The sequence below is a fragment of the Actimicrobium sp. CCC2.4 genome, assembly GCF_034347385.1.
Lineage (GTDB): Bacteria > Pseudomonadota > Gammaproteobacteria > Burkholderiales > Burkholderiaceae_D > Actimicrobium.
On the sequence record NZ_CP133777.1, the window covers coordinates 2978963 to 2996018 of the forward strand.

Below are 17056 nucleotides of genomic sequence, written 5' to 3' on the forward strand. Positions count from 1 at the left end.
CCATGGCACATATCCTGGTCGTCGAAGACGATATCCAGTTCCGGCAAATGCTGGTTCACATGCTGCAAAAAGATCAGCACAAGATCACGATGGCCTCGGACGGCATGGAAGCGATGCAATTACTCAGGAACCTGGAACCGGATCTGATCCTGACCGATATCCTGATGCCGCACATGGACGGCGTCGAAATCATTCTGGCCTTATCGCAGCAGAGCAATACCATCCCGATCATCGCGATGTCGGGCGGCAGGCGTGCGATCAGCTCGGATTTCAATCTCGAGTCGGCCTCGCTGCTGGGGGTCAAGGCGGTGCTGGCGAAACCGTTTTCGCATGCCGATCTGCGTCGCGTGATCGGCGAGATGCTGGCATGAGCGCGCGGCCGGGCCCGTGTGTCATTGCGGTCTGCAACCGCAAAGGCGGTGCCGGCAAGACCACCACCGCCGTCAACCTCGCCGCGGAACTGGCGGCGCTGGGCCAACGCGTGTTGCTGGTCGACCTGGATTCGCAAGGACATTGTGCGGTCGGACTGGGCCTCAAGGTGACGCCGGGCAGCGCCACAGTGCATGCGCTGTTTGGTACAGCCGGTGCCGGCATCCGGCTCATGGATGTGGTGCAAGCCAGTGCGATCGAGCGGCTCTGGCTGGCACCGGCCGACCAGCTGTTCGAACACGGTAGCGGTGCGCGCGATCCGATGCTGCTCGCGCAAGCGCTGACCGATCACGCGCTGACCAGCCACTTCGATCTGGTGATCCTCGACACGCCGCCATCGCTCGATATCCTGCTGCTCAATGCGCTCTCGGCCGCGCACTGGGTACTGGTGCCGTATATCCCGCATCCGCTGTCGTTCGAAGGCGTGCGGCAACTGATGCGCATCCTGTTCAAGGTCATGTCAGTCCAGAATCCGGGACTGAAAATTCTGGGCTTTCTGCCGATGACGGCGGCCGAACATATCCGCCAGCATCGCAGCATCAGCGTTGATGTCTCACGCCAGTTCGGTGCGCACCGGGTGCTGGGCGGTATCCGCAACGACATCAAGCTGGCTGAATCCTTCGCCGCCGGCAAACCGGTGCGCTATTACGCGCCCGGCAGCCGCGGCGCGCAGGATTTTGCAGCACTGGCGGCCAGCTTGCTGCCCACACTGGCGGGTAGCGATACCGTTGCCAGGATGACTACTTGAAATCCTGATTCTGTCATTTTTACCGTATTAAAACGCCACTAACACTCCGATCCGGCAACCAACAAAGTCGCACTACCTGGTGCAAATACCGCACGCTCATTCGAGAGATCACGATCCGGCCACGAATGCTCCGGATCGCTGACACAAAATGTTCTTTATTCAAAATGTTTAAATTGGTTAAAATGGCTTCTTTTAAACAATTAAAGGACGGCATATGCCTGCTGCTGAAATTTGTACCACCCAGAATGCCGCGCGAATCCTCGGCATTTCGGTGACCTCGGTACAGCAACTGGTGGAAGCCGGCGTCATTGAAGCCTGGAAGACCAAAGGCGGCCATCGCCGCATTCCACTGGCGGCTATCCAGGCTTACAAAGTTGCCCAAACCACGGTGTCCGAGCACGGCAGCGCGCGTGCCATGCCGGGCCGCAAACCGGCCATCCTGGTGATCGAGGACAACCTGATGCAGCGCGAGATTTACCAGAAACAGATCCAGTCATGGGACCTCGACGCGACACTGACTTTTTGCGAAAACGGCTACCAGGCGCTGATCGAAATCGCCCGCAACAAGCCTAATGTCCTGCTGGCCGACATCATGATGGATGGCATCGACGGCTATGAAGTCGTCACCACGATCCTGGGCTATCCCGATCTGTCGGACATGCATATCGCGATCCTGTCTAGCCTGACCAGAGAAGAACTGGGCGAGCGTGGCGGCATCCCGAACGGCGTCGTGTACTTCGGCAAGCCGGTCAACTATGACGAACTGCGCGGCTATCTGCGCGCCTGCTGCGCCCAGCAACATCGCAACTTATCGATTGCTTCCTGACCCCACACGGCGCCACACCATCATGCTGAAAAAAATCGATGCCCGCATCCTGCTGTGCGTATTTGCCGCCGTGCTGGTGGCCGGACTCTGGACAATAACGCTGCTGCAGTTGCGCACAACCCGGCAAGTCATCATCGACAACACGCAGCGCGACGTGCGTAGTCTGGCGCGACTGTTCAACGAACACGCCAACCGCACCGTCGAGTCGGCCGACCAGGCCGTGACGTATCTGCGTTTCCGGTACAACACGCTGGGTACCGGGCTCGATATTGCGCAGGACTTGAAGGTTGGCCTCAACCCGGACAGCATCTACAACCTGTTTTCCATCGTCGATGAACACGGCGATGTGGTGCTGTCGAGCCAGCCGTTCAAGCCAATCAACCTGTCCGATCGCGAGCATGTGAAAGTACATGCCGGTGCCGACAGCGGCGAACTATTCATCAGCCGCCCGGTACTCGGCCGGGTCTCGAAAAAATGGTCGATCCAGATGACCCGCCGTATCAATTACCCGGATGGCCGCTTCAAGGGTGTCGTCGTGGTGTCAATGGATCCGCAATACTTCATCCGCTTGTATAACGACATCGATGTCGGCAAATACGACGTGATCACGCTGGTCGGCACCGACGGCGTGGTCCGCGTGCGCCGGGTCGGCGACCAGGTTTCGATGGGCATGGATGTGTCGGCGAGTCCGTTCTTCCAGCTCATGCAAAAAACCGGCCGCGGCGTGACCACGGCGGTCAGCACAATCGATGGTCGCGAGCGCATCCAGGCCTACGAAACGCTGCAGCACTATCCACTGGTGGTCACGGTGGGAGCCGATATCGAGGAACGGCTGGCACCGTATTACGTCGACCGCAACCAGTCCCTGCTCATCGCTGCCGTGATCAGTGCGGTGATCGCCTTGTTCACGGCCAGCATCATCATTCTGGTCGGCCGGCTGATGGCCAGCCGCGAAAAAGCCATCGCGGCCAGCCTGGCCAAGTCGCGCTTCCTGTCGAACATGTCGCACGAGTTGCGCACGCCGCTCAACGGTATCCTGGGCTTTTCGGAGGTGATGGTCGAGGAGCTCGGCAGCCAATCCCTGCATGGCGGCTTCGCGCAAGCGATTCATGGCAGCGGCGTGCGTTTGCTGGCGCTGGTCGATGCAACGCTGGAATTGAGTGCGCTCGAATCCGGCACCATCGTGCTGGCACCGCAACCCGAAAACCTGGCACTGCTGTTGCAGCACGCCACCGCGCCCTACCTGGCAGCGGCTGCCGCCAAGCAGCTTGCGCTGGACATCGAGATCGATCCGGCCACGCCTGCCACGCTGGTGTGCGACCGGGTCCGCTTGCTGATGGTGCTCGACAAACTGCTCGACAATGCGATGCGCCACACCGATGCCGGCACCATCCTTGTCAGCGCCCGCCCGGGCGGGACCGGTCTCGAGCTGACCGTGCGTGATTCCGGTTGCGGCGTGCCGGCGCACTTGCAGGAGCAGATTTTCGAACGTTTTTCGCAAGCCGACGATTCGGCAGCACGCAGCAGCGAAGGTGCCGGACTGGGATTGGCGATCGCCCGGCATCTGGTCGAACTGATGGATGGAGAACTCACGCTGAAATCTTTTTCCGGACAAGGTGCGCAATTTTCAGTTACTCTTCGGCAACATTAACGGTAGTCATTATTTAGCGACAAAAGGTAAGCCGATGTCAGAACACTCCTATTGCGTCATCGATCCGCACTTCCTGCTACAGACCGCCGGTGCCGACATCGAGCTCTTCCGCGAACTGTCGGCGATGTTCGTGACACTGGCCGGTCCGGTCCATGCACGGCTGGCACTGGCCATGCAAAACGGCGACACCAAGGCAACGCATTTTGAGAGCCATTCGCTCAAAGGCAGCACGGCACTGGTCGGTGCACGGGAACTGAGTACCCTGCTCGGCGAGATCGAAGCCCATGCACGCCGGGAACGCAATGATTTGATCTTGCCCTGCCTGCCGGAATTGAACCGTCTGTTTGCGCTGGTGGTGGAAGAGGTCAACTTCAGCCTTGACCACTTCGACGGCCGGCCCGGTGCCGGTGTGATGCCGGACGCGCCGTAATGACGCAATCCCTGACACCCCGTAAAAGTTCGTCGGCAAGACATGCCACGGCCATCATCGGCAGCCTGCTGATCATCCTGCTGGTGGCGGCTACCGTGGCATCAAGCTGGGTGCTGCGTGATCGCGCCATCGAAGACTGGCGTCGGGACCTTGGCAACCTGTCCCTGGTGATGGCAGAAAATACCTCGCAAACTATGGCCTCTGCTTACCTGGTGCTCGACAGCATCGGCGAACTGGTCGAGAACACCAGCATCAGCAACCAGGCGGAGCTGATCAAGACTTTCCACAACGCGGCCACCTATCAAATGATGCGTGACAAGGTCAGCGGCTTGCCGCAGATCGACGTGGTCACCATCGTCGGCGCGAACGGTGACGTGATCAACTTCACCCGGGCTTTTCCGGCACCGGCGATCAATCTGGCCAACCGGGATTATTTTGCCCATCATCGCGACAATGTCGACCCGGCCGTTTTCCTCAGCACGCCCGTCAAGAACAAGGGCAATGGCAAATGGACGTTCTACATCAGCCGTCGCGTCAACAGTAACGAGGGCCAATTCCTTGGCATGGTGCGGGTGGGTATTTCGTGTGATTTTTTTGCGGATTTTTTCAAGAACGTGAGCCTGGGCGAAGAAGCGTCGGTGTCGCTGCTGCGACGCGACTACACCTTGCTGGCACGCTGGCCGGATGCCGACAAGCTGATGGGCAATCGCAATCTGCTGGGTGCGACCCATACGGTACTTGAAGCCGGCAAGACCCACGATGTCATCCTCACGAACGCGCCGCGGCCGATTGACGGCATGCAGCAAACGCCGCGCATGGGTGCGGTGCGACTGGTGCGCGGCTATCCGCTGGCCGTCAACATCACCATTACCGAAGACCTGTACCTGAGCAGCTGGCGCAGCACGGTGCGCCTGCTGGGTGGCATCGGCCTGGTCAGTCTGCTGGCGCTGTGCGGAGCCTTCATCCTGATGGCGATCATCCTGAAGCGGCGCGAACTGGACGCCGAGCAGGCCCTCACGCTGAAACGCGAGGCCGAGGAAGCCAATACCGCCAAGTCCAGCTTCCTGGCGATGATGAGCCATGAAATCCGCACGCCGATGAACGGCATACTCGGCATGGCGGAACTGATGCTCGACACGCCGCTCGATGCCAGCCAGCGCACGTATGCCGGTAATGTCTACAACGGCGCGCACCACCTGATGCGGATCATCAACGAGATTCTGGATTTTTCAAAAGTCGAGTCGGGCCACATGGAAATCGACCTGACCACGTTTGATCCGACCCGCCTGATTGGCGAAGTGATCGGCCTGCATCGCAACGGCGCAACGGCCAAACAGCTGCAGATCAGGACCGAGATCGCACCGGCAGCCGCGCTGCTGGTCAGTGCCGACGCCAGCCGGATCCGTCAGGTGCTGGGCAACCTGATCAACAATGCGATCAAGTTCACGCCAGCCGGAGCGATCACGGTGCGCTTCGTGGGTCTGCCCGATCCCGCCGATGCGACCCTGGTGCAACTCGAGTACAGCGTCACCGACAGCGGGATCGGCATCAGCGCCGAGGCGCAGCAACGCTTGTTCGAACCCTTCGTCCAGGCCGACAATACGATCAGCCGCAAGTATGGTGGCACCGGCCTGGGCCTGGCCATTTGCAAGCGACTGGTTGAACTGATGCGCGGCGACATCCGCTGCGAAAGCGATATCGGTGCCGGCACGCGGTTTTCATTTCGCATCCCGGCCAGGGTCATTGAGCAACCGGTGATCATCACGTCGCCGCCGGTGCCCGTCACCGCGGCGGTGCCATCGCAGGAGAACAGCGTGCAGGCATTACGCGTACTGGTAGTTGAAGACACTGAAATGAACCGGCAGCTGGTACGCATACTGCTCGGCAAGCGCGGCTGCATTGTTGAAGAAGCCGTTAATGGTCAGCTCGCGCTGGAAGCGCTGGCCATGAAGCAGTACGACCTGGTCCTGATGGATTGCATGATGCCGGTGATGGATGGCTACGAAGCCACCCGGCGCCTGCGCGAGCGCGAAGCCGCGAATGGCGCTGCGCGCATGCCCGTCATTGCGCTGACCGCCAGCGCCATCGAAGGCGATCGGGAGCGCTGCCTCGACGCCGGCATGGATGACTATCTGGCCAAGCCGTTCTCTGCGGCGCAGCTCACTACGATCATCGAAAAATGGCGCAAGGCCGGTTAAGCGGTGGCAGGAACGGCCCTGCGTGGCCTCAACTGTAGCGGCGTGAAATCAGTTCGGCCACACAGACCGGCTTGTCATTGCCCTCACGTTCGACCGTGATCTGCCAGACGACCTGCGCACCGCCGGCGATATCCTCGACACCCAGCACGCTGATGCGTCCGCGCAAGCGGCTGCCCACCAGCACCGGTGCCATGAAGCGCACCTTGTTGAGTCCGTAATTGACGGCCATTTTTACGTCGCTCATCGTGACCGCGCTTTCCATCAGCGACGGTAACAGCGACAGTGTCAGGAAGCCGTGCGCGACGGTGCCGCCGAACGGCGACTCGGCGCGGCTGCGCTCGACATCGGTGTGTATCCATTGCTGGTCGCCGGTGGCGTCGGCGAATTGCTGCACGCGCTCCTGACTGATGCTGGTCCAGTCCGAGACGGCGATTTCCTGGCCGGTCAGGGTCTTCAGTTCGGCGAGTGAGGCGATGATGCGCATGGCATTCCTTCTACAAAATCAGACAGGTGATCGACGCAAAAACAAGCCACGCCCCTTGATGGTGACGGCCAGTTCGCCGTGCTGGTTGTGCGCTTCCCAGAGCGTGTTGATGACACCGCGGTCGGGCTTGCTTTTTGATGGCACGACATCGAGCACGGTGCTGGTGACGCGCAGCACATCACCCGGACGCACCGGCTTGAGCCAGCGCACTTCATCGATGCCGGGCGAACCCATGCTGGTCGAATCGCGCAGGTAATTGTCGACCACCAGCCGCATCATCATGCTGCAGGTGTGCCAGCCACTGGCGATGACGCCGCCGAAGATGGAGTTGGCGGCGGCGGCGGGGTCAACATGGAAAGGCTGGGGGTCGTAGCGGGTCGCGAAGTCATGGACTTCAGCGGCGTCGACGGTGATGCTGCCGACTTCAAAGCAGTGACCGGCTTCGAAGTCTTCGAAACACCAGGTGGGTTGGGACATGGGGGATCCTTTGTGTGGATGACCGGCTTGGATGCTTGCCGGTTCGGTGCTTCGTGGAGGGTTCCGGTGCAATGTTATTGCACCCTACAGGGAATGGTGGGTGCAATAACCGGAGAGCATTGCACCGGACAACCTGCAACTACCTCACGCTGCTTGCCGAAACCCCGGCTGTGCGACAAACCTGGCCAGATGATGGTCAGTGTCACCCAGCGTCAGCTCGATGATGGTCAATCGCTTGAAGTGATGCGCGGCCGGCAGTTCGTTGGTGACGCCCATGCCGCCGTGCAGCTGGACTGCTTGCTGGCCGACGTATTTCATGGCCTGGCCGATGCGGGCCTTGGCGGCCGACACCGTGCGACGCCGTTCGGCCGGATCGGTCGCAGTGACCTTGACCGCTGCCAGCGTGGCCATAGAACGGGCCTGCTCCAGATGCATGAACATGTCGGCCATCCGGTGCTGCAGCGCCTGGAATTTACCGATCGGTACACCGAACTGCTGGCGGGTCTTCAGGTATTCCAGCGTGGCATTGTTGAGCGATTCCATCACGCCCACCGCTTCGGCACATAACAACGCGATACCGTAGTCGGTCGCCGCATCAAGAATGTCCCAGCCTTCGCCGGCCGTGCCAAGCAATGCGCTGGCAGGCACTTTCACATCGGTGAAGGTGACGTCCGCCGCGCGCTGGCAATCAATGGTGCGGTAGTCGCGCACCGCGATGCCGTCCGTGGTCGCCGGCAGCACGAACAATGAAATCCCGGCCGTATCGCGCCGCGTACCAGCACTGCGTGCCGACACCACCAGCATGCCGGCCTGCGCGCCATGAATCACGACCGTCTTGGTGCCGTTGAGGACAAAGCCGTCACCGTGCGGCGTTGCCGTCGTGGCGATGTCGAACAGATCGTAGCGCGCCTGCTTTTCGCCCAGCGCGCACGCCAGTTTCAATGCACCGCTGGCGACCTGTTCGAGCAGGCTGTCGTGACCGCCGGCCAGCTTCAGGAATTGCGCTCCCAGCATCGTCGACCAGTACGGCTCGATCACCAGGCCGCGGCCGATTTCATGCATCACCACTTGCATGTCGATGGCCGAACCATTGAAACCGCCCTGCTCTTCGGCCACCGGCAACGCGGTCATGCCCAGTTCGGTCAGCGTGGTCCAGGCGATGTCGGACGTGCCGCTGTCGGACAGGACGATCTTCTTGCGCTGGTCGAACGTGTAGTCCTTGTCGACCCAGCGGCGCAGGGCATCGGAAAATTGCTGCTGTTCTTGCGTAAAGGTAAAGTCCATGTCGTCCTCACAGTCCCAGAATCATTTGGGTGATGATGTTTTTTTGAATTTCATTCGAGCCGCCGTAGATCGAGGTCTTGCGGTAATTGAAGTAGTACGACGCCAGCGGTGCGGCATCATCATCTTCGGCCAGGCTGTGCTCGCTGCTGCCGTGCAGGAAGTCGGGGTCAAACGGCAAGCCGTACGGACCGACCGCTTCGAGCATCAGCTCGGTCAGCGCTTGCTGGACTTCGGTGCCCTTGATCTTCAGCATCGAGGCTTCCGGGCCGGGTCCGCGTTTGGCGTTGTCCAGCGAAATCACGCGCAGCACCGTCACTTCCAGTGCCATCAATTCGATTTCGAGCGAGGCCACTTTGGCCGCAAACACCGCATCATCGAGCAGCGGCGCACCGTTTTTCTGCTGGTCCAGCGCGATGCGCTTTAGAAATTCCATTTCACGCTTGGCACGGCCGACCGCAGCGATGTTGGTGCGCTCGTGACCCAGCAAATACTTGGCGTAGGTCCAGCCCTTGTTCTCTTCGCCGATCAGGTTTTGCACCGGGACCGAGACGTTATCAAAGAACACTTCGTTCACTTCGTGGTCTTCGTCGAGCATGATGATAGGCCGCACCGTGATGCCGGGCGACTTCATGTCGATCAGCAGGAATGAAATTCCTTCCTGCTTGCGCCCGCCACTGTCGGTACGTACCAGACAGAAAATCATGTCGGCATGCTGGCCCAGCGTGGTCCAGGTTTTCTGGCCATTGACGATGTAGTTGTCGCCTTCGCGCTCGGCGCGAGTTTTCAGCGACGCCAGATCGGACCCGGAGCCCGGCTCCGAATACCCCTGGCACCACCAGTCTTCGCAACTGAGAATGCGCGGCAGGTAGTGTGCTTTTTGTGCGGCATTGCCGAAGGCCATGATGACCGGAGCCACCATGTTCACGCCGAACGGCAGGATGGGCGGGGTGCCGGCGTGGGCACATTCTTCTTCCCAGATGTGGCGCTGGACCGGGCTCCAGCCGGTGCCGCCGTATTCGACCGGCCAGCCGGTGCCGACCCAGCCTTGTTGCGCAACGATCTTGTGCCAGCGCACCAGATCGTCTTTCGACAGGCGCTTGTGATTGAGAACTTTCTGCTGCAAATCGGCCGGCAGATGCTGCTCCAGATAACTGCGGACCATCAGGCGAAAAGCCTCGTCGTCGGTGGTGTAAGTCAAGTCCATGCTGTCTCCTCCTGTTATTTCGGGCGTGCATCATCATGCACGGTTTTGCGGAGAATAGCACGACCGTGCAATAAAGATTTTTCCAGGCTTTTATTAACCAGATCTCAAATAAACAGATGACTATTTACCAATGGTTTTGTTTTACTTGTGAATACAAGTTTTTATTTTTTACATGATGAAAATAGCAATTTATTTAACATCTATTAACAAAATATAAATATTTACTGCCGTATATTCCTTTCACCGAAATATCAATTCATCAATTTTTTACCCGGGGAAAAATCATGACGCCATCGAACAGCATTCGCCTGACACTGACTGCGGCCGCAGTCAGCCTTTTGATGGCGCACCCTGCAGCACACGCCAAGACCGCGACCATTGAAACGGCCAGCGGCAATGGCGCAGGCCTGATTCTCTCCGCGACCTTACTGGGAACCTCAGTCGCTACAGCTTCCCTGCCGGGCAGCATCACCGTGCTGGGCAACACCGTGCCGGTCAACGCCGGCACTGCTGCTGTTGGCAGCACGACCAGCGGCACGCCTTACAACGTGACGGGCAGTGTCGCCAATCTGAACCTGACCGGAACGACTGCGCTGGCCATACCGGCCCATTTGCTGCCGGTCACCCCTAGCCCGCTGAGTTCAACAGTGGTCAATGCAAAAACGAGCTTGTCAGCTAGCGTACTCAATGCCGATACCAGCTTCAGTGACGGCACGCTGGTCAAGAGTTACGGCGGTGTGGAGAAGTTGAACCTCGGCTCGAGCTTGTCGGCTACAACGGGGATAGCGGGTATCACCCTCAAAAAAATTCCGTTGTTTTCACTAGGCCTGACCGCCGACGCCCTGCAAAGTAGCTCGCAGATCAGCATGATCAATGGTTTGCTGTACGGCACGAATACGCTGAACAGCTTCACCAATGTTTCCCTTAACCTGTCATCGCTCGTATCGCTGAGTTCATTGAGTTTGCTTGGCTCGACATTGAGCAAATCGATCAACCTATCCGCGATTGCAGGTGCCACGCCGATGGCCAACACCACGCTCAGTGGCGCCACCGGTTCCTTCCTGACCAGCCTTGGTATCAGGCTGACTCTCAACGAACAGTTCAATACCTGCACGTCGCTGCTGACATCCTGCTCCGTCGAAACCAATGCGCTGCATCTGATGATCGATCCGGCCGTTGCCGGACTGGCAGCAATGGACCTGAAACTGGGCCACTCGTATGCGGCAGCCACGGCATCGGCCGTCAGCGCCGTGCCGGAACCGGAAACCTACGCAATGCTGGGCCTGGGCCTGGTCGCCGTGATGTTCGGTGCGCGCCGTCAGCGCCGTGCGTCAGGACAGGCGTAAGCCGAACCGGACAGCATCGGCACGACTTCCGCCAGCGCCACTACAATGGCGTTCCCATTTAGCGCGAGTCCTGTCGATGCCCTCCCTCAAATCTCTGTTGCTAGTGCTCGGCTTGCTGCTTTCCTGTGTGCAGGCCCATGCTGCCGATCCGGTCTTGCAAGTCGGCTCGAAACGCTTCACCGAATCCTATGTGCTGGGCGAGATCATCACCCGCACCGCCGCCACCGCCGGAACGGTGCGCCACCAGCAAGGACTGGGCAATACGGCCATCGTGTTCAATGCGCTCAAGGCCGGCAGCATCGATCTGTATCCGGAGTACCTCGGCACCATCAATAGCGAAATCCTCAAGCACGACACCCCGTCTACGCTCGAACAACTACGCGCCGAACTGGCACCGCTAGGCCTTGGCATTGGCGTGCCGCTCGGCTTTGACAATACCTATGCACTGGCGATGCGCGGCACGCCGGACGGCGGTCCGGCCACGCTGGCCGAACTGGCCGCGCTGCCGCAATTGCGGCTGGGGCTGTCGCATGAATTCCTCGGTCGCGTCGATGGCTGGCCCGGATTGGCGCAGCAATACCGTTTGCCGCAACGGCCGACCGGACTCGATCACGGTATCGCCTATGAAGCGCTGATGGCCAAGCAGGTCGATGTCATCGATATCTATTCGACCGATGCCAAGATCGGCAAGCTGGGCTTGCGCGTACTGAAGGACAACAACCATTTTTTTCCGGGTTACGAAGCGGTCCTGCTGTACCGGCTGGACCTGCCGCAGCGCTTTCCTGCCGCCTGGGCCGCCATCGGCACGCTCGAAGGCCGGATCGACAACACGCGCATGATCGCAATGAATGCCGCCGTCGAAATCGATGGCCAGTCCTTTGCCGCCGTCGCCACGCAATTTGTCACGCCGGCGACGACCGCGCCGGCAGTGCGCAACGGCTTCATGAACAAACTGTTCGGTGAGGACTTCTGGCGTCTGACGCGCCAGCATGTGGTACTGGTTGCGGTGGCCATCCTCGGCGCCAGCCTGATCGGTATTCCGCTCGGCGTGCTGGCGGCATTCGTGCGGCCGTTGCGGCAAGCGGTGATGGCGCTGGTGGGCGTGCTGCAAACGATTCCGGCGCTGGCTTTACTGGCGATGCTGATTCCGCTGCTCGGTCGCATCGGCACGACGCCGGCGCTGATCGCGCTCTTTCTGTATGCGTTGCTGCCTATCGTGCGCAATACCTGTACCGGTGTGCTGCAAGTACCGGCCGGCCTGCGCATGGCAGCGCTGGCGCTGGGACTGTCGCGCCGCGACCGTCTGTTGCACATTGACCTGCCGCTGGCCTTGCCGGTGATTCTGGCCGGCCTGAAAACCGCCGCCGTGATGAGCGTCGGCACCGCGACCATCGCCGCTTTCATTGGCGCGGGTGGCTATGGCGAACGCATTGCGATTGGCCTCGCGCTCAACGACAACGTGATGCTGCTGGCCGGCGCGATCCCGGCGGCGGCGCTGGCGCTGCTGACGCAAGCGGTGTTTGATTTGCTGGAGCGGGTACTGGTGCGCGACAGCGGACGCGTGATTGACTTGTCCCTCTAACCCCGCCGCTGCGGCATGCCGTGCTGCCGGTCAGTCGTCCTCGGGCAGGATGGGAATCGTTATCCGCAGCGTGGTGCCGCGCCCGCGCGTGCTGTCGATGGTCAGTTCGCCATTGAGGTAGTGGATCCGTTCGGTGATGCCGACCAGCCCGAAGGAATTGGCCTTGCGCCGGCAACCGGGACGGATGCCGATGCCGTTGTCGGCAATCGACAGCGAGAGCCGGTTGCCGCTGCGCGTGAGCGCGATGCTGACGCGGCCGGCCTGGGCGTGACGGTTGATGTTGGTGAGCGACTCTTGCAGGATACGGAACAGCGCGGTGGCACGGTGGTCGTCGAGTTCGAATTCGGCATGATCAAAATGCAGGTCACACACGACCAGGCTGCGGCGCTGGAATTCCCTGACCTGCCATTCGATGGCCGCATGCAGGCCGAAGTCCAGCACCCCCGGTCGCAGGTTATTGATGATGACCCGTACCGAGGCCATGATGGCATCGATCTGGCCAAGTGCGCCGGCGGCTTTCCGGCTCAGGTGCGGATGACGGCTGCCGCAGCGGACCATCAGCATCGAGACATCGAGCCGCAGTGCCAGCAGGTTCTGGCCCAGTTCGTCGTGGATTTCGCGGGCGATGCGCTTGCGCTCGGCTTCCTTGATCTGGTCCTGATGCGCCGCCAGTTCGCGCAGCAGGCTTTGCAACTGCAGTAGTTCATGTTCGATGCGACGGCGTTCGGCGACTTCGGATTGCAGCATCGTGATGGCCTGTACCAGTGCGTTGGTACTGCCGGCATCGGCGGCGCTGGCCGGCAGCGCCGAGCCATCGTCGGCACTGCCGTGCAGGATTAGGCCGTAACCGAGCAACTCGCGACGGCCGTCGAGCAGCCGGCGCAGCGTGCCACTGACCCGTACCGGCGAACCGTTCTTGCGCATGCGCCAGCCGTCGTAGCGGATTTTGTCGCGGCAGCGGGCTTGCTTGAGATCGGATTCAGGCACGCCATCGGCGATATGCAAGGGCGGATACAGACAGCTGACATGCCGGCCGAGGATCTCGTCGTCGCGATAACCGGTCAGCAACCGGGCACCCCGGTTCCAGCTGACGATCAGACCGGCGGCATCGAGCGTGACCAAGGCCTGCTCGTCGAGTTCGGCGACCAGCAGACCGACCAGGTCGGGGGTGCCGGCATGACGGCTATCGGGCAAAGAACTCGGCACGTGGGTAGTTGGCATCTGGCGGGCGCGCAGCAGAATTTTTCTGAGCGGAGAGTGTAGCCCAGGCCGATCCGGACGGGCGCGCCGTGAGCGCTGCTGAGTACGATAACGGCATTGCGGCGTCTATGGAGTACATCAGGGAAATTTAGAGGCGATAACTAGGCTGCCACAGAGGGATTCGGTGTGCCTCACCCACCGTTCGGCCTGAGCTTGTCGAAGGCGCACAGTCGGACGCGCCTTCGACAGGCTCAGAACGAATGGGTTTTTAAACTTGCCGCGCCCTCGACAAGCTAAGGAGGTACGGATTGCGGCGATATCGGCCGTCAACGTCAGACTGAAGCCAGTTGGCAGCAGCCACAGCAACATCTGCAAACCGCACGAATGTAAAGTTATGCAACCTGCCCGCAGAGCGTGCTGACGATGAACAGTGGCGCTCATGACAGGTGCCCCGATGTCATTGCGCGGTCATTCTCGAACGCTAGAATTCGGCCAGCGTTTCCTAGGGTTTTGCCCGCACACCGACTGGTGTGCGGGCTTTTTTTTAGATGCGACAAGAGTCCCTGCGAAAACCTGCGACACTAATTTCGGTTATTCTCTGCGACCTTGGCGCGCCGGATCGGCAGCGCCTCCGATTTTAAGGACACTCCATTGAACGATCTTCTTCACCAACGCCTGGCCTTGCTGTCGACCGATGCGCACCGCGCATTGCTGTCCCAGGGCCGGCGCGGCATCGAACGGGAAACCTTGCGGGTCGACGCAAACGGCGCACTGGCGCTGACGCCACATCCGATCGCCCTCGGCGCTGCCCTGACCCATCCGACCATCACCACCGATTACTCTGAATCCCTGCTTGAATTCATCACCCCGGCCGAGCATGACATCGCCGAAGCGCTGACCGGGCTCGATACCGCGCATCGCTATTTTTATACAGTCAGTCCCGACGAACTGCTATGGAGCGAGTCGATGCCCTGCCATCTGCCCGACGAGGCGACGATCCCGATCGCCTGGTACGGTAGCTCGCACATCGGCATGCTCAAGCATGTGTACCGGCGCGGGTTGGCGCTGCGCTATGGCAAGGCGATGCAGTGTATCGCCGGCATCCACTACAATTTTTCCTTGTCGGAAGCGCTATGGCCGGTGCTGCAGAACGCCGAAAACACGCCCGGCACAGCCACCGATTACCAGTCCGAAAGCTACATCGCGCTGATCCGTAATTTCCGGCGCTACAGCTGGCTGCTGATGTATCTGTTCGGTGCCTCACCGGCGCTGGCCAGCGACTTTTTGCGCGGCAAACCGCATCAGCTCGACGTGCTGTCCGACGACACGCTGTACCTGCCCCATGCCACCAGCCTGCGCATGAGCGACCTCGGTTACCAGAACAATGCCCAGGCCGGACTGGTCCCTCCGTACAACGACCTGACCAGCTACATGCAAAACCTGGTGCGCGCGGTGAAGCAACCGTTTCCGGCCTATGTCGCGCTGGGTACCCGACGTGATGGCGATGGCGAGTGGATACAGATCAGCACCAACGTGCTGCAGATCGAAAACGAGTTCTACTCGACGATCCGCCCCAAGCGCGTCATCAACAGCGGCGAACGGCCGGTCGAAGCGCTGTGTGCGCGCGGCGTGCAATACATTGAAGTGCGCTGCCTAGACATCGATCCGTTCGAAGCGATGGGCCTGAACCTCGACACCGGCCGCTTCATGGATGCCTTCCTGATGTTCTGTGCGCTCGACGATAGCCCGCTGACCAGCGCCGAAGAAGGCCACGAAAACACAGCCAATTTTGCCGATACCGTCAAGCGCGGTCGCTTGCCCGGCCTGACCTTGCAGCGCGACGGCGCTGCGGTGCCGCTGCAGGACTGGGGTCTGGAATTGCTGGACCGGATCGAAGCCGCCGCCACGCTGCTTGATGCCCGGCGCGACGACGGCGCGCACCACGCCTCGCTCGACAAGCAGCGCGCCAAGTTGCGGGACCCGGATTGCACGCCATCGGCGCGGGTACTCGATGCGCTGCGCGCGCATGACAATTCGTTCATGAAGTTTTCGCTGGCGCAAAGCCGGGCGCATGCGGCGCACTTCAAGGCGCGGCCACTGACACCCGCCCAGTGCGACGACTTCGCCCGGCTGGCGCGCAATTCGATCGACGAACAGGCCCGTATCGAGCAGGATCAGAGCGGCAGTTTCGATGACTTCATCGAAGCCTACCGGGCGCGCTCGCTGACGCCCACCAGTTGTGACTGAATGAGCGCTGACAGGCCGAGCCGACCTGTCAGCACTTCCCTACCGCCAAGCCAGTCAGCCTTTCTTCTCGCGCAGCCGCATTAATCCCTCCTGCGCCATCGTTGCCACCAACTGTCCCTGCTGGTCATACACCGATGCCAGTACCAGCCCGCGTCCGCCGGACGCATTCGGACTGTCCATGCACAGCAGCAGCCATTGATCCATGCGCAACGGCCGATGGAACCAGATCGTGTGGTCGAGACTGGCAATCTGCAGTCGCGGATCGCCCAGCATCACACCGTGCGGTTGCAGGGCGGTCACCAGAAAGCTGTAATCGGACAGGTAGGCAAACAGCGCTTCGTGCACCAGCGGCGCATCAGGGAGCGGCATCGGTGCGCGTACCCACATCTGCTTGCCGGTATCGCGTGAGGGATTGCCGTACAGATCGGCACCACCGACTACCCGAAAATCCGCCGGTGCCTGCACAAATTGCCGGCCACCCGCTTCGGCCCGCGCTTTCCAGCCGGCAATCGCCGATGGCAAGGTATCGGGGCCGGGTACTTGCGGCATCGGCTTCTGGTGCGACAAGCCGACTTCGTCATCCTGAAACGACGCCGACATCACAAAAATGCGCTTGCCTTCCTGGAGGGCGACCACACGGCGGGTGCTGAAGCTGCCGCCGTCGCGCACGCGCTCGACCTCGAACTCGATCGGCAAACGATGATTGCCCGGCAGGATGAACAATGAATGCAGCGAGTGCGCGCGCCGCAGCGGCACGGTCTGCGCCGCTGCATGCAGGGCCTGGCCCAGCACCTGACCACCGAACACGTTCGGGCTGCCCATGAAATGACTCTGGCCGATAAAACGGTCGGTGCCGTCGGGCACCAGCGTGAGCAGGTCGAGGATTTCAGACGTGTTGTAGAGCGAAGTATCGAACATGGTGCCTGGCAATCGAATGAAAAACGCGATTA

Annotated in this window: 15 protein-coding genes; 9 read left to right on the forward strand and 6 right to left on the reverse strand. The window is 60.6% G+C overall.

Annotated elements, in window-relative coordinates; translation table 11 throughout:
* Window positions 1–2: 2 nt before the first annotated feature.
* From RHM62_RS13610 to RHM62_RS13635, 6 genes are all read left to right on the forward strand, one after another.
* On the forward strand, window positions 3–371 hold the full coding sequence (locus RHM62_RS13610; protein ID WP_322122620.1) for a response regulator: 369 nt from the start codon (window positions 3–5) through the stop codon (window positions 369–371).
* A complete protein-coding gene (locus RHM62_RS13615) occupies window positions 368–1177 on the forward strand; it encodes a ParA family protein (protein WP_322122621.1) in 810 nt (269 codons plus the stop codon). The genes RHM62_RS13610 and RHM62_RS13615 overlap by 4 nt, the downstream gene beginning before the upstream one ends.
* A 214-nt stretch (window positions 1178–1391) precedes the next feature.
* Window positions 1392–2003, forward strand: a complete 612-nt coding sequence (locus RHM62_RS13620) for a response regulator (protein WP_322122622.1) — start codon at window positions 1392–1394, stop codon at window positions 2001–2003.
* A 22-nt stretch (window positions 2004–2025) separates the two neighbouring features.
* Window positions 2026–3654, forward strand: coding sequence for an ATP-binding protein (locus RHM62_RS13625; protein WP_322122623.1), 1629 nt, complete (start codon window positions 2026–2028; stop codon window positions 3652–3654).
* 34 nt (window positions 3655–3688) lie between these two features.
* Window positions 3689–4084, forward strand: coding sequence for an Hpt domain-containing protein (locus tag RHM62_RS13630; RefSeq protein WP_322122624.1), 396 nt, complete (start codon window positions 3689–3691; stop codon window positions 4082–4084).
* Window positions 4084–6282: a hybrid sensor histidine kinase/response regulator gene (locus tag RHM62_RS13635; RefSeq protein ID WP_322122625.1), complete on the forward strand. Its 2199-nt coding sequence runs from the start codon at window positions 4084–4086 to the stop codon at window positions 6280–6282. The genes RHM62_RS13630 and RHM62_RS13635 overlap by 1 nt, the downstream gene beginning before the upstream one ends.
* Window positions 6283–6310: 28 nt before the next feature.
* Here the strand turns inward: RHM62_RS13635 and RHM62_RS13640 are convergent, their stop codons facing one another.
* The 4 genes from RHM62_RS13640 to RHM62_RS13655 form a co-directional block, all read right to left on the reverse strand.
* Window positions 6311–6766, reverse strand: coding sequence for a MaoC family dehydratase (locus RHM62_RS13640; RefSeq protein ID WP_322122626.1), 456 nt, complete (start codon window positions 6764–6766; stop codon window positions 6311–6313).
* A gap of 18 nt (window positions 6767–6784) precedes the next feature.
* The gene (locus RHM62_RS13645; RefSeq protein ID WP_322122627.1) at window positions 6785–7243 is read right to left on the reverse strand and encodes a MaoC family dehydratase; all 459 of its coding nucleotides are present in this window, start codon (window positions 7241–7243) and stop codon (window positions 6785–6787) included.
* Window positions 7244–7387: 144 nt separating this feature from the next.
* The gene (locus tag RHM62_RS13650) at window positions 7388–8527 is read right to left on the reverse strand and encodes an acyl-CoA dehydrogenase family protein (RefSeq protein ID WP_322122628.1); all 1140 of its coding nucleotides are present in this window, start codon (window positions 8525–8527) and stop codon (window positions 7388–7390) included.
* A 7-nt stretch (window positions 8528–8534) separates the two neighbouring features.
* Entirely contained in the window at window positions 8535–9731 is a 1197-nt protein-coding gene (locus RHM62_RS13655; RefSeq protein ID WP_322122629.1) for an acyl-CoA dehydrogenase family protein, read from the reverse strand.
* A 284-nt stretch (window positions 9732–10015) separates the two neighbouring features.
* Between RHM62_RS13655 and RHM62_RS13660 the strand changes: the two genes are divergently transcribed.
* Window positions 10016–11077, forward strand: a complete 1062-nt coding sequence (locus tag RHM62_RS13660) for a PEP-CTERM sorting domain-containing protein (RefSeq protein WP_322122630.1) — start codon at window positions 10016–10018, stop codon at window positions 11075–11077.
* 76 nt (window positions 11078–11153) lie between these two features.
* Window positions 11154–12659: a glycine betaine ABC transporter substrate-binding protein gene (locus RHM62_RS13665; protein WP_322122631.1), complete on the forward strand. Its 1506-nt coding sequence runs from the start codon at window positions 11154–11156 to the stop codon at window positions 12657–12659.
* A gap of 30 nt (window positions 12660–12689) precedes the next feature.
* On the opposite strand, the gene RHM62_RS13670 is transcribed toward RHM62_RS13665, so the two are convergent.
* On the reverse strand, window positions 12690–13880 hold the full coding sequence (locus tag RHM62_RS13670; RefSeq protein WP_322122632.1) for an ATP-binding protein: 1191 nt from the start codon (window positions 13878–13880) through the stop codon (window positions 12690–12692).
* Between the two features lie 630 nt (window positions 13881–14510).
* On the opposite strand from RHM62_RS13670, the gene gshA reads away from it, so the two are divergent.
* The gene (gshA, locus tag RHM62_RS13675; RefSeq protein WP_322122633.1) at window positions 14511–16106 is read left to right on the forward strand and encodes a glutamate--cysteine ligase; all 1596 of its coding nucleotides are present in this window, start codon (window positions 14511–14513) and stop codon (window positions 16104–16106) included.
* 54 nt (window positions 16107–16160) lie between these two features.
* Here the strand turns inward: gshA and RHM62_RS13680 are convergent, their stop codons facing one another.
* Window positions 16161–17024, reverse strand: coding sequence for an acyl-CoA thioesterase II (locus RHM62_RS13680; protein WP_322122634.1), 864 nt, complete (start codon window positions 17022–17024; stop codon window positions 16161–16163).
* Between the last annotated feature and the right edge of the window lie 32 nt (window positions 17025–17056).

What these genes read in the sequence shown, in the direction of transcription:
- RHM62_RS13610 (WP_322122620.1), top strand. Translation starts at nt 3, where the DNA reads ATGGCACATATCCTGGTCGTCGAAGACGATATCCAGTTCCGGCAAATG.
- RHM62_RS13615 (WP_322122621.1), top strand. Translation starts at nt 368, where the DNA reads ATGAGCGCGCGGCCGGGCCCGTGTGTCATTGCGGTCTGCAACCGCAAA.
- RHM62_RS13620 (WP_322122622.1), top strand. Translation starts at nt 1,392, where the DNA reads ATGCCTGCTGCTGAAATTTGTACCACCCAGAATGCCGCGCGAATCCTC.
- RHM62_RS13625 (WP_322122623.1), top strand. Translation starts at nt 2,026, where the DNA reads ATGCTGAAAAAAATCGATGCCCGCATCCTGCTGTGCGTATTTGCCGCC.
- RHM62_RS13630 (WP_322122624.1), top strand. Translation starts at nt 3,689, where the DNA reads ATGTCAGAACACTCCTATTGCGTCATCGATCCGCACTTCCTGCTACAG.
- RHM62_RS13635 (WP_322122625.1), top strand. Translation starts at nt 4,084, where the DNA reads ATGACGCAATCCCTGACACCCCGTAAAAGTTCGTCGGCAAGACATGCC.
- RHM62_RS13640 (WP_322122626.1), bottom strand. Translation starts at nt 6,766, where the DNA reads ATGCGCATCATCGCCTCACTCGCCGAACTGAAGACCCTGACCGGCCAG.
- RHM62_RS13645 (WP_322122627.1), bottom strand. Translation starts at nt 7,243, where the DNA reads ATGTCCCAACCCACCTGGTGTTTCGAAGACTTCGAAGCCGGTCACTGC.
- RHM62_RS13650 (WP_322122628.1), bottom strand. Translation starts at nt 8,527, where the DNA reads ATGGACTTTACCTTTACGCAAGAACAGCAGCAATTTTCCGATGCCCTG.
- RHM62_RS13655 (WP_322122629.1), bottom strand. Translation starts at nt 9,731, where the DNA reads ATGGACTTGACTTACACCACCGACGACGAGGCTTTTCGCCTGATGGTC.
- RHM62_RS13660 (WP_322122630.1), top strand. Translation starts at nt 10,016, where the DNA reads ATGACGCCATCGAACAGCATTCGCCTGACACTGACTGCGGCCGCAGTC.
- RHM62_RS13665 (WP_322122631.1), top strand. Translation starts at nt 11,154, where the DNA reads ATGCCCTCCCTCAAATCTCTGTTGCTAGTGCTCGGCTTGCTGCTTTCC.
- RHM62_RS13670 (WP_322122632.1), bottom strand. Translation starts at nt 13,880, where the DNA reads ATGCCAACTACCCACGTGCCGAGTTCTTTGCCCGATAGCCGTCATGCC.
- RHM62_RS13680 (WP_322122634.1), bottom strand. Translation starts at nt 17,024, where the DNA reads ATGTTCGATACTTCGCTCTACAACACGTCTGAAATCCTCGACCTGCTC.